This is a genomic window from Rhodococcus sp. PvR099, assembly GCF_017833315.1.
Classification (GTDB): Bacteria; Actinomycetota; Actinomycetes; order Mycobacteriales; family Mycobacteriaceae; genus Rhodococcus_G; species Rhodococcus_G oryzae.
The window spans coordinates 1,305,001-1,316,668 of record NZ_JAFIBV010000001.1 but is presented as its reverse complement, the minus strand read 5'-3'; the positions used below and the strand labels follow the sequence as shown (position 1 = coordinate 1,316,668).

Genomic DNA, 11,668 nt, shown 5'->3' with positions numbered 1-11,668 from the left:
CCGCACCGACGGCACTTACTACGATGCTCCGGAAGGACCTCGCCTCATGACCGAACCTCTGCAGCAGCGCTGGTCGAACGCGTTGATGGACACCTACGGGGTCCCGCGCCTGGCCCTGGTCCGCGGCGAGGGCGCGGTGGTCACGGACGCCGACGGCAAGCAGTATCTCGACCTGCTGGCCGGGATCGCCGTCAACATCCTCGGACACGCGCACCCCGCAATCGTCGAGGCAGTCACCGCGCAGCTCTCCACGCTCGGCCACACCTCGAACCTGTACGCCACCGAGCCGGGCATCGCGCTCGCCGAGCAGCTGCTCGCGCATCTCGGCGCACACGGGGCGAGCGGCGCGACGGGGGATGTGCACGGCCGGGTGTTCCTGTGCAACTCGGGCACCGAGGCCAACGAGGCCGCGTTCAAGCTCGCGCGGGCCACCGGCAGGCCCAACATCATCGCCGCCGAGAATGCGTTCCACGGCCGCACCATGGGGGCGCTCGCGCTCACCGGGCAGCCCGCCAAGCGGGCGCCCTTCGAGCCGATGCCGCCCGGTGTCTCGCACGTGCCCTACGGCGACATCGAGGCGCTCGACCGGGCGGTCGACGCCGACACCGCCGCGGTGTTCCTGGAACCGATCATGGGCGAGAGCGGCGTCGTCGTGCCGCCCGACGGCTACCTGGCCGCGGCCAGGCAGATCACTGCGGACCGCGGTGCGCTGTTGATCCTCGACGAGGTGCAGACCGGGATCGGCCGCACCGGCTGGTTCTACGCGCACCAGGCCGTCGGGATCGTGCCGGACGTGATGACCCTGGCCAAGGGTCTCGGCGGCGGCATGCCGATCGGGGCCTGCATCGCCACCGGTGCGGCGGCCGAACTGTTCGGGCCCGGTAAGCACGGCACCACCTTCGGCGGCAATCCGGTGTGCGCGGCGGCCGCGCTCGCGGTGCTGCGGACGGTCGCCGATCAGGACCTGATCAGTCATGCGGACACCCTCGGCAAGTCGATCACGCACGGGATCGAGAACCTCGGTCACCCGCTGATCGACCACGTCCGCGGTGCCGGGCTGCTGCTCGGCGTCGTGCTGACCCGGGACGTGGCCCCCGCGGTGGAGGCCGCGGCCCGTGACGCCGGGTTCCTGGTCAACGCACCGGCGCCCGGCGTGATCCGGCTGGCGCCGCCGCTGATCCTCACCGAGGAGCAGGCGAACGGATTCGTCGCGGCACTGCCCGCGATCCTCGATGTGGTGGAGGGACAGAAATGAGCACGACCGTCAAGCACTTCTTGAGGGACGACGACCTCACGCCCGCCCAGCAGGCCGAGGTCCTCGCGCTCGCCGCGGAGCTGAAGCGGTCCCCGTTCGCGAAGCGGACGCTGGAGGGCCCCCGTGGCGTCGGAGTGATCTTCGAGAAGAACTCCACCCGGACGCGCTTCTCCTTCGAGATGGGCATCGCCCAGCTCGGCGGGCACGCGGTCGTCGTCGACGGTCGCAGCACCCAGCTCGGCCGCGAGGAGACGCTGCAGGACACCGGTCGGGTGCTCTCGCGGTACGTCGACGCGGTGGTCTGGCGCACCTTCGGGCAGAAGCGGCTCGAACAGATGGCGGCGGGGGCGACCGTGCCGATCGTCAACGCGCTGTCCGACGAGTTCCACCCGTGCCAGGTGCTGGCGGACCTGCAGACGCTCGCCGAGCGCAAGGGCGAGCTCAAGGGCCTCAAGCTGACCTACCTCGGCGACGGTGCCAACAACATGGCGCACTCGCTGCTGCTCGGCGGCGTCACCGCGGGCATCGACGTCACGATCGCGGCGCCTGCCGGCTTCGCGCCGCTCGACTACATCGTCGAGGCGGCCAGGGCCCGCGCCGAGCAGACCGGCGCGACGATCACGCTGACCGACGACCCGGTCGCGGGCGCCAAGGGTGCCGACGCCCTGGTCACCGACACGTGGACGTCGATGGGCCAGGAGAACGACGGCCTCGACCGGGTCGGACCGTTCCGGCCGTTCCAGATCAACGCCGCGCTGCTGGCGCACGCGGCCCCGGACGTGACGGTGCTGCACTGCCTGCCCGCGCACCGCGGCGAGGAGATCACCGATGAGGTGATCGACGGGCCGCAGAGCGCGGTCTGGGACGAGGCGGAGAACCGGCTGCACGCGCAGAAGGCGCTGCTGGTGTGGCTGCTCGAGCAGCGGGGCGGACCGGGGAGCCGGCCGTGACCACCGCCAAGCCGATGGCGGTGGCGTCGGCGAAGGTCACCGTCGCGCCGACCCGAGCGGGCAGGCAGGCCCGGATCACCGCCCTGCTGTCGGTGCACGAGGTGCGCAGCCAGCCGGAGCTCTCGGCGCTGCTCGCGGCCGAGGGCATCGAGGTCTCCAACGCCACGCTGTCGCGCGACCTCGAGGAGCTCGGGGCCGTGAAGCTGCGGGCCGCGGACGGGGGCGCGGGTGTCTACGTGGTGCCCGAGGACGGCAGCCCGGTCCGCGGGGTGTCCGGGGGTACCGACCGGCTCTCGCGGCTGCTCGGCGAGCTGCTGGTGTCCACCGATGCCAGTGGAAACCTGGCGGTCCTGCGGACGCCGCCGGGTGCCGCGCACTACCTCGCGAGCGCCCTCGACCGGGCTTCGCTGCCCGAGGTTGTCGGAACCATTGCCGGGGATGACACCATTCTTGTTATCGCCCGCGAACCACTCACCGGCGCACAGCTGGCGGAGATGGTCGAGAAACTCGCCTGACGGGTTCGAATCCGCCGGCTGACAACTGAAGATCTTGTGAAGAGTTACAACCTGAAGGAGCACAAAGACCATGGCTGAACGCGTCGTACTCGCCTACTCGGGCGGGCTGGACACCTCAGTGGCCATCAGCTGGATCGGCAAGGAGACGGGCAAAGAGGTCGTCGCCGTCGCCATCGATCTCGGCCAGGGCGGCGAGGACATGGAGGTCGTGCGTCAGCGTGCCCTCGACTGCGGCGCGGTGGAGTCCGTCGTGGTCGACGCCCGCGACGAGTTCGCGAACGAGTACTGCCTGCCGACGATCCAGGCCAACGCGCTGTACATGGACCGGTACCCGCTGGTCTCTGCGATCAGCCGGCCGCTGATCGTCAAGCACATCGTCGAGGCCGCGCGCGCCCACGGTGGCACCGTCGTCTCGCACGGCTGCACCGGCAAGGGCAACGACCAGGTCCGCTTCGAGGTCGGCTTCGGCGCCCTCGCGCCCGACCTCGAGGTCATCGCGCCGGTCCGCGACTACGCGTGGACCCGCGAGAAGGCGATCAAGTTCGCCGAAGAGAACAACATCCCGATCAACGTCTCCAAGAAGTCGCCGTTCTCGATCGACCAGAACGTCTGGGGCCGCGCCGTGGAGACCGGGTTCCTCGAGGACCTGTGGAACGCGCCGACGAAGGACGTCTACGACTACACCCAGGACCCCACGGTCAACTGGAACGCGCCCGACGAACTGATCATCAGCTTCGAGGCGGGCAAGCCCGTCGCGATCGACGGCAAGCCGGTCACCGTGCTCGAGGCCATCCAGGAGCTCAACAAGCGCGCCGGTGCCCAGGGCGTCGGCCGCCTCGACGTGGTCGAGGACCGTCTCGTCGGCATCAAGAGCCGCGAGATCTACGAGGCCCCCGGCGCGATGGTGCTCATCACCGCCCACCAGGAGCTCGAGCACGTCACCCTCGAGCGCGAGCTCGGTCGCTACAAGCGTCAGATGGAGCAGCGCTGGTCCGAGCTGGTCTACGACGGCCTCTGGTTCTCCCCGCTCAAGGACGCGCTGGACTCGTTCGTCGCCAAGACCCAGGAGCGGGTCACCGGTGACATCCGGCTGTTCCTGCACGGTGGCGCGATCACCGTCAACGGACGTCGCAGCCCGGAGTCGCTCTACGACTTCAACCTCGCCACCTACGACGAGGGCGACTCGTTCGACCAGTCCTACGCCAAGGGCTTCGTCAACATCCACGGCCTGTCCTCGAAGGTCGCGGCCAAGCGGGACCTGGGTCTGTAGGCATGTCGGAGAGTTCGCACGGTACGAATGAAGGCGCCCTGTGGGGCGGCCGGTTCGCCTCCGGTCCGGCCGAGGCCATGGCGGCGCTGAGCAAGTCGACGCACTTCGACTGGGTGCTCGCGCCCTACGATGTGCGCGCCTCGCAGGCGCACGCACGGGTGCTGCACAAGGCCGGCCTGCTCAGTGACGCCGACCTCGCGACGATGCTCGACGGGCTGACCCGCCTGGCGGACGACGTGGCCAGCGGGGCGTTCGTGCCTGCGGACTCCGACGAGGACGTGCACGGCGCCCTCGAGCGTGGCCTGATCGAACGGGTGGGCACCGAGGTCGGGGGACGCCTGCGCGCGGGCCGTTCCCGCAACGACCAGGTGGCCACCCTGTTCAGGATGTGGCTGCGCGACGCGGCCCGCCGGGTGGCGGCCGGGGTGCTCGACGTCGTCGACGCCCTCGCCACCCAGGCGGCCGCCCATCCCGACGCGGTGATGCCCGGCAAGACGCACCTGCAGGCCGCGCAGCCGGTGCTGCTCGCGCACCACCTGCTGGCGCACGCGCACCCGCTGCTGCGTGATGTGCAGCGCCTGGAGGACTTCGACAAGCGGGCGGCGGTGTCCCCGTACGGTTCGGGGGCACTGGCCGGTTCGTCGCTCGGTCTCGATCCGGAGGCCATCGCGGCGGAGCTGAACTTCGACTCCTCCGCGGACAACTCGATCGATGCCACCTCGTCGCGGGACTTCGCGGCGGAGGCGGCGTTCGTGTTCGCGATGATCGCGGTCGATCTCTCCAGGATGGCCGAGGAGGTCATCATCTGGAGCACTCCGGAGTTCGGCTACATCACCCTCGCTGACGCCTGGTCGACCGGTTCGTCGATCATGCCGCAGAAGAAGAACCCGGACGTCTCGGAGCTGACCCGCGGCAAGGCGGGCCGGCTGATCGGAAACGTCACCGGCCTGCTCGCGACGCTGAAGGCTCAGCCGCTGGCGTACAACCGGGATCTCCAGGAGGACAAGGAGCCGGTGTTCGACTCGGTGGCGCAGCTCGAGCTGCTGCTGCCCGCGATCACCGGACTGGTCTCGACCCTCGAGTTCCACACCGACCGGATGGCGGAGCTGGCGCCGGCCGGGTTCACGCTCGCCACCGACATCGCGGAATGGATGGTGCGGCAGGGGGTTCCGTTCCGGGTCGCGCACGAGGCGGCAGGTGCCTGCGTCCGGGTCGCCGAGGGCAGGGGAGTCGGGCTCGAGGAGCTGACCGACGAGGAGCTGGCGTCCGTGGATCCGGCGCTGACCCCCGCGGTGCGGGAGGTCCTCACGGTCGCCGGTTCGATCGCCTCGCGTAACGCGCGGGGTGGCACCGCCGGTGTACAGGTCGCCCGTCAGCTCGGCGGCGTCCGCGAGACCTCGCACGTGCGGCGTGCCTGGATCGACCGGTAGGTCACCCCGAGGAGAGCGTGCGGCGGGGTGCGTTCACCGGCTGCGCGCGGGGAATATAGTGTGATCTGAGTCACCATCGATCATCCCTTGGGGGGACGCAGAAGTGAGTTGGTATCCAGAGGTTCTGAACGGCTCGGTGCGTCGTGTCGTGGCCACCGCTCAGAACGGTCTCGAGGTGATTCGGCTGGGCGGCCTGGAGACGGAGGCCCGTCCGTCGCAGTTCCGGGTGGTCGAGCGGGAGCCGATGTTCCGGCTGCGCCGGTACTTCGCGGACGAGGCCACCGACGGCTCGCGGCCGCCGATCGTGCTCGTGCCGCCGATGATGATGTCGGCGGATGTGTACGACGTCGCGCAGGACCAGGGCGCGGTCGGTGTCCTGCACGCGATGGGTCTCGACCCGTGGGTGGTCGACTTCGGGTCGCCGGACAGTGAGGACGGCGGCTGGAACCGCACCCTGGCCGACCACGTCGTCGCCATCAGCGACATCATCGACCGGGTGCACGAGCACACCGGCCGGGACGTGCACCTCGCCGGATACTCCCAGGGCGGAATGTTCTGCTACCAGGCCGCGGCCTACCGGCGGTGCAAGAACCTGGCCAGCGTGATCACCTTCGGGGCGCCCGTCGACACGCTCGCGGCGCTCCCGCTCGGCATCCCGGAGGGCGTCGCGACCAGGGCCGCCGACTTTCTCGCCGATCACGTGTTCACCCGGCTCTCGATCGCGGGATGGATGGCGCGCACGGGCTTTCAGCTGCTCGACCCCGTCAAGACCGCGAAGTCCCGGCTCGACTTCCTGCGTCAGCTGCACGACCGGGAGGCCCTGCTGCCGCGCGAGCAGCAGCGGCGCTTCCTGGCCACCGAGGGATGGGTCGCCTGGTCGGGTCCGGCCGTCGCGGAACTGCTCAAGCAGTTCATCGTGCACAACCGGATGATGTCCGGTGGCTTCGTCATCCAGGAGCGGCTGGTCACCCTCGCGGAACTGAGCTGCCCGATCCTGGCCTTCGTCGGCGAGGTCGACGACATCGGCCAGCCCGTGGCGGTGCGCGGCATCAGGAAGGCGGCACCGCGCGCCGAGGTCTTCGAATCCACCTTGCGTGCAGGCCACTTCGGGCTCGTCGTCGGGTCCGCCGCGGCAACTCAGACCTGGCCGACGGCAGGCGAATGGGTGCGCTGGCGGGAGGGGCTCGGCCCTCGCCCCGAGACCGTCGACGAGATGACCTACGAGGATCAGCCGGCGACGGAGACCGGGGTCTCGGTGAGTGACCGGATCCTGCACACAGGGGCATCCATCGCCGAGGTGGGTGTCGGGATCACCAGGGGTGTACTGGACATCACCTCGCATACGATGCGCGGGACAAGGGAATTGTCCGCCGAGGCGATCCGGGTGCTACCCCGGTTGGCCAGGCTGGGGCAGATCCAGCCGCACACGACGATCTCGCTCGGCAAGCTGCTGGCCGAGGCGGGCGCCAAGTCGCCGAAGGGCGAGTGCTTCCTGTTCGACGATCGCGTGTACACCAACGAGGCCGTCAACACCCGCATCGACAACGTGGTGCGGGGGCTGATCTCGACGGGTGTCCGTCCCGCGGAGCGCATCGGCGTGCTCATGGAGACCAGGCCGAGCGCTCTCATCGCGATCGCGGCGCTGTCGCGGATCGGCGCCGTCGTCGTCATGCTGCCGCCGACCGCCGACCTGTCCGCTTCGGTGCGCCTCGGTGGGGTCCAGACGATCATCACGGACCCGGACAACCTGCGCTCCGCCACCTCGCTCGGGGTCGACGTGCTGGTCCTCGGCGGCGGTGAGTCGCGGGTCCTGGACACCGAACCGAACTCGGCCACCATCGATCTCGAGAAGATCGACCCGTCGAAGGTGAAGTTGCCCGCATGGTACCGACCGAATCCCGGACGCGCACAGGAGCTCGCCTTCGTGTTGTTGAGCCGGTCCGGCGGCCATCTCGAGGCGAAGCACATCACCAATCACCGCTGGGCGCTGTCCGCCTTCGGTACCGCGACCGCGGCGAATCTGGGCCGCGGCGACACGGTGTATTCGATTGCTCCGCTTTACCATTCGTCGGTCCTCCTGGCCACGCTCGGCGGCGCGATCGCCGGTGGATCGAGGATCGCGCTCACCAGGGGTCTCGATCCCGCGCAGTTCGCCGCCGAGGTGCACCGCTACGGCGTGACCGTGGTCGCATACACGTGGACGATGATGCGTGAGCTGGTGAACTGCGAGGACCTGCCCATCGGCCCCGGTAACCCGATCCGGCTGTTCATCGGGTCCGGCATGCCGCGCGGCCTGTGGCTGCGGACGATGGAGCGATTCGAGCCGGCACAGGTGCTCGAGTTCTATGCCTCCACCGAGGGTGCGGTGGTTCTGGCGAACGTCTCGGGTGCCAAGCCGGGCTCGAAGGGACGTCCGCTGCCCGGTAGCACCCCGGTCCGGATCGCCGCGTACGACCCGATCCGGGGCGAGTACCTGGTCGACGAGCAGGGTCTGGTTCGTGAGTGCGGGGTCGGGGAGGTCGGGCTGCTGCTCGGTCACGCGACCCACAACGAGGCGATCAGCGGCGCCATGCGCGGGGTGTTCGGCGCCGGCGACGCCTGGGTGCCGACCGAGCACCTGTTCACCATGGACGCCGACGGCGACTTCTGGATGATGGACGAGAAGGACGCCGTGGTCCGGGCCAAGCGCGGACCGGTGTTCGGGCAACCGATCGTCGACGCCCTCGGCGGGATCGAGCGCGTGGACAACGCGGTGGCCTACGGGGTCGCCGTCGGGGACGAGGAGCTGGCGGTGGCCGCGCTGACGCTGCTCCCCGACAGTTCCCTCAGTGCAGTCGATCTGGCGGATGCCCTCGCCGACCTCGACCCCGCGCAGCGCCCGGACCTGATCCACGTCGTCCCGGAGATCGCGATCAGCAACTCGTACCGGCCCAGGCGCAGCGCCCTCAAGGCGGCCGGACTGCCCAAGCCCGGTGTGCGCTCGTGGTACTACGACCCGGAGAAGGACGGCTATCGCCGCCTGACCCGGGCGGTGATCGCGGAGCTGAAGGAGCAGGGGAGTCGGGCACTGACCGGATAGCCGGGTAGCGTTACCGACGACATCGGCTGTTGCCGACCCCGCCCTTCGCACGCTCGAGAGGACCTTCCGTGGCGCTTGATCCCACCCTGCTGAGCATCCTGGCCTGCCCGCAGGACAAGGGTCCCCTGCTGCTCGTCGACGACGAGTTGCTCTACAACCCTCGGCTGCACCGCGCCTACCCCATCGAGGACGGCATCCCGGTCCTGCTGGTGGACGAGGCGCGGACGGTGGGCGACGACGAGCACAAGGCGTTGCTCGCGCGCGCCACCGGACCTGCCACCGACTAGGTCAGCCAACCGCTCCGGTCAGGTAGCGCTGCACCGTCGGTCCGATCAGGACGACGACCTCGTCGACGGACAGCGAGGCGATCGGTTCGAGCCGGAGCAGGTACCGGGTGATCAGCAGCCCGGACAGTTGCGATGCGACCAGGGTGGCCCGCAGCTGGCCGCTTCCCGGTGGCTCGTCGACCCGCCCGACGAGCTCGCGCAGGATCACCTCGGTGAGGAAGTTACTCACCAGCCCGGTCGACTCGCCGGAGATCGCGGCGCGAAAGGCGGCCAGCACGGCGGTGCCCTGTGGCGACTCCCAGACCCCGAGGACGCCGCGCAGCAGCAGCTCGCCGATCTCCTCGATCGGGGCGTCGAGGACCGCGCTCAGGATCACCTGGGGGTCCACCGGCATGTCGACCGCGGCGAGGAACAGCGCGCGCTTGGTGCCGAAGTAGTGATGCACCAGCGCCGAGTCGACACCTGCCTCCGCGGCGATCGAGCGCACCGAGGTCCTCTCGAAACCGCTGTCCGCGAACTGATTCCGGGCAGCGGTGAGGATGAGCTCCTTGGTGTCCGGGTTTCCGGGCCTGCGTCCGGACCGCGCCGCGGCCTCGGTGGGACCGCGAGAGGTCATGGCGTTCGCCTGCGCAGCGTCGCCGCGGCGAGGCACAGCGCCACGACCGCGAAGCCGGCGACAACGCCGAGGTCCCGCCACATCACCGCGGTGCTGCCGGGGTATCGCGCGACCTGCTGCAGGGCCTCGACGGCGTAGCTCAGCGGCATCACGTTCGAGATCCATTCCAGCCATTGCGGCAACTGGTCGCGGGGCACCAGCAGGCCGCACAGGAACAGCTGCGGGATCACGATCACCGGCATGAACTGGACCGCCTGGAACTCGGTCCTGGCGAAGGCGCTGCAGAGCAGGCCGAGCGCGACGCCGAGTGTCGCGTCGAGCACCGCGATCAGCACCACCAACCCGACGCTGCCCGAGGTGGTCAGGCCGAGCAGCCCGAACGTCACCAGACAGGCGACGATCGCCTGCGCCGCGGCGGCGAGCGAGAACGCGGTGCCGTAGCCACCGAGCAGGTCCAGCTTGGACATCGGCGTGGTGAGGAGTCGTTCGAGGGTGCCCGAGCTCCGTTCGCGCTGCATCGCGATCGAGGTGACCAGGAACATCACCACGAACGGAAGGATCCCGAGCATGGTGACCGCGATCCGGTCGAACAGCGGCTGCTGGCCGGGTGGCGTCGGCACGTTCACGTACAGGAAGTAGAGCAGCGTCATCAGCAGCGCGGGGACCAGCAGGATCATCGCGACCGTCCGGTGGTCGGCACGGAGCTGGCGGAGGATCCGGCCGGTGCTGGCGGTGTAGATCCGCGCGTTCATGACTGCTGCGCTCCTACGGTGCGGGTGCGGATCAGGGTGAGGAAGGCGTGCTCGAGGCTCGATTGCCCGGTCTCTGTGCGCAGTTCGTCGGGGCTGAGCTGGGCGATCAGGCTGCCCTCGCGCATGAGCAGCAGCTCCGGGCAGTGCTCGGCCTCGTCCATCACGTGGCTGGAGACGAGCAGCGTTGTGCCCGCGGCCGCCAGGTCGGCGAACTGATCCCACAGGTCGGCGCGCAGCACCGGATCGAGCCCGACGGTCGGCTCGTCCAGGATCAGCAGTTCGGGGTTCCCGACCAGGGCGCAGGCGAGGGACACCCGGGCACGCTGGCCGCCGGAGAGCTGTCCGGCCTGTTGGTCCGAGTAGCCGCCGAGCGCTACCGCGTCGATGGCCTCGGCCGCGGCGGCCGCCGGGCGGCCGTACAGCGCGGCGAAGTACCGGACGTTGTCGCGGACCGAGAGGTCGAGGTAGACGGTGGGGGACTGGGTGACGTACCCGACCCGGCGGCGCAGCGATGCCGATCCGGCGGGTTCGCCGAGTACGGTGACCGAGCCCGATTCGACGATCTGGGTCCCCACGATCGCCCGCATCAGGGTCGTCTTACCGCAGCCTGACGGTCCGAGCAGCCCGGTGATGGATCCGCTTGTGACGCTCAGGTTCAGCGCGTGCAGCACTTCGTTTCTGCCTCGCCGGACGACGAGATCGGAGATCTCGATCGCCGGGCGGGTGGTCGATCCGGGCATCGAAGCCTCAATTCATCGAGTGATGAAATCATCCTTGGATGAATTCTCTGCCGGTGATGGGTGGGTGTCAACACCCCGGTGGGCACGACTTCGAGGCACAATCGGCGAGATGTCGGAGCGAGAACTGGCCGCCGCGGATCCCCTCACGGCGGCACGTCTGGTGCTCGGGGCCCGACTCAGCGCGGGCGGGGTCACGGTGCGAGTCGTCGAGGTCGAGGCATACGGCAGTGATCCGGCGGGGCCGTGGCCGGATCCGGCCGCGCATTCCTATCCGGGGCCGACCCCACGCAATGCCGTGATGTTCGGACCTGCGGGCCGGCTGTACGTCTACCTCAGTCACGGCCTTCATCTGTGCATGAACGTCTCCTGCGCGGGCGTCGGCACCGCGGGCGCGGTCCTGCTCAGGGCGGCCGAGGTGATCGACGGCGAGGACATCGTGCGGCGGCGCCGTGGTCCGGACAAGCGTCATCGCGACCTGGCGCGAGGGCCGGGCAACCTCGGGCAGGCGCTCGGAATCACCCTGGCGGACAACGGAACCGACCTTTTCGCCGGCGGGTCCACGCTCCGGTTGCGGCTCGACCCGCTGCTCGATCACGAGGAGGGGCCGCGCGTCGGGGTGAGTCGGGCGGCCGAGTGGCCCTGGCGGCTGTGGGATCCCACCTCGTCAGCGGTTTCCGCGTACCGCCGCAGCCCGCGTGCGTCCGTCGTCCCTGGTGCGGGAGAATCGAGGACGTGACTGTGAACATCATCGACGAACTCCACTGGCGTGGCCTC

The 11,668-nt window shown here is 69.7% G+C and carries 12 protein-coding genes (1 of these 12 cut by a window edge); 9 read left to right on the top strand and 3 right to left on the bottom strand.

Annotation, left to right across the window (positions count from 1 at the left end):
• Nucleotides 1-46: 46 nt before the first annotated feature.
• The 7 genes from JOE46_RS05920 to JOE46_RS05890 all read left to right on the top strand — a co-directional run bounded on the left by JOE46_RS05920 (nucleotide 47) and on the right by JOE46_RS05890 (nucleotide 8,786).
• Complete coding sequence (locus JOE46_RS05920) at nucleotides 47-1,255, top strand: acetylornithine transaminase (RefSeq protein WP_209926534.1); 1,209 nt, start codon at nucleotides 47-49, stop codon at nucleotides 1,253-1,255.
• Nucleotides 1,252-2,205 carry an ornithine carbamoyltransferase gene (gene argF / locus JOE46_RS05915; protein ID WP_209926532.1) on the top strand — a complete coding sequence of 318 codons (954 nt, stop codon included), beginning with the start codon at nucleotides 1,252-1,254 and terminating at the stop codon, nucleotides 2,203-2,205. Before JOE46_RS05920 ends, argF begins: the two co-directional genes overlap by 4 nt.
• Before the next feature lie 14 nt (nucleotides 2,206-2,219).
• Nucleotides 2,220-2,720 carry an arginine repressor gene (locus tag JOE46_RS05910; protein ID WP_209928967.1) on the top strand — a complete coding sequence of 167 codons (501 nt, stop codon included), beginning with the start codon at nucleotides 2,220-2,222 and terminating at the stop codon, nucleotides 2,718-2,720.
• 70 nt (nucleotides 2,721-2,790) lie between these two features.
• On the top strand, nucleotides 2,791-3,990 hold the full coding sequence (locus JOE46_RS05905; protein WP_027503207.1) for an argininosuccinate synthase: 1,200 nt from the start codon (nucleotides 2,791-2,793) through the stop codon (nucleotides 3,988-3,990).
• Between the two features lie 2 nt (nucleotides 3,991-3,992).
• On the top strand, nucleotides 3,993-5,420 hold the full coding sequence (gene argH / locus JOE46_RS05900) for an argininosuccinate lyase (protein WP_097213263.1): 1,428 nt from the start codon (nucleotides 3,993-3,995) through the stop codon (nucleotides 5,418-5,420).
• A gap of 103 nt (nucleotides 5,421-5,523) precedes the next feature.
• Nucleotides 5,524-8,499, top strand: coding sequence for an acyl-CoA synthetase (locus JOE46_RS05895; RefSeq protein ID WP_209926530.1), 2,976 nt, complete (start codon nucleotides 5,524-5,526; stop codon nucleotides 8,497-8,499).
• Nucleotides 8,500-8,567: 68 nt separating this feature from the next.
• On the top strand, nucleotides 8,568-8,786 hold the full coding sequence (locus tag JOE46_RS05890; protein WP_209926527.1) for a Trm112 family protein: 219 nt from the start codon (nucleotides 8,568-8,570) through the stop codon (nucleotides 8,784-8,786).
• 1 nt (nucleotide 8,787) lies between these two features.
• On the opposite strand, the gene JOE46_RS05885 is transcribed toward JOE46_RS05890, so the two are convergent.
• The 3 genes from JOE46_RS05885 to JOE46_RS05875 are packed head-to-tail and all read right to left on the bottom strand — an operon-like array spanning nucleotide 8,788 to nucleotide 10,894.
• Nucleotides 8,788-9,402: a TetR family transcriptional regulator gene (locus tag JOE46_RS05885; protein WP_209926525.1), complete on the bottom strand. Its 615-nt coding sequence runs from the start codon at nucleotides 9,400-9,402 to the stop codon at nucleotides 8,788-8,790.
• Nucleotides 9,399-10,154 carry an ABC transporter permease gene (locus JOE46_RS05880; protein WP_077041790.1) on the bottom strand — a complete coding sequence of 252 codons (756 nt, stop codon included), beginning with the start codon at nucleotides 10,152-10,154 and terminating at the stop codon, nucleotides 9,399-9,401. The genes JOE46_RS05885 and JOE46_RS05880 overlap by 4 nt, the downstream gene beginning before the upstream one ends.
• Complete coding sequence (locus JOE46_RS05875) at nucleotides 10,151-10,894, bottom strand: ABC transporter ATP-binding protein (protein ID WP_097213266.1); 744 nt, start codon at nucleotides 10,892-10,894, stop codon at nucleotides 10,151-10,153. The genes JOE46_RS05880 and JOE46_RS05875 overlap by 4 nt, the downstream gene beginning before the upstream one ends.
• Nucleotides 10,895-11,003: 109 nt before the next feature.
• Here JOE46_RS05875 and JOE46_RS05870 point away from each other — a divergent pair, with 109 nt between their 5' ends.
• Both JOE46_RS05870 and tyrS read left to right on the top strand, forming a co-directional pair.
• Complete coding sequence (locus JOE46_RS05870) at nucleotides 11,004-11,630, top strand: DNA-3-methyladenine glycosylase (protein ID WP_097213267.1); 627 nt, start codon at nucleotides 11,004-11,006, stop codon at nucleotides 11,628-11,630.
• On the top strand, nucleotides 11,627-11,668 hold the start of the coding sequence (tyrS, locus tag JOE46_RS05865) for a tyrosine--tRNA ligase (protein WP_097213268.1). 1,233 nt of this gene lie beyond the right edge of the window; the window shows 42 of its 1,275 coding nt (coding positions 1-42); the start codon lies at nucleotides 11,627-11,629; its stop codon lies beyond the right edge, outside the window. The genes JOE46_RS05870 and tyrS overlap by 4 nt, the downstream gene beginning before the upstream one ends.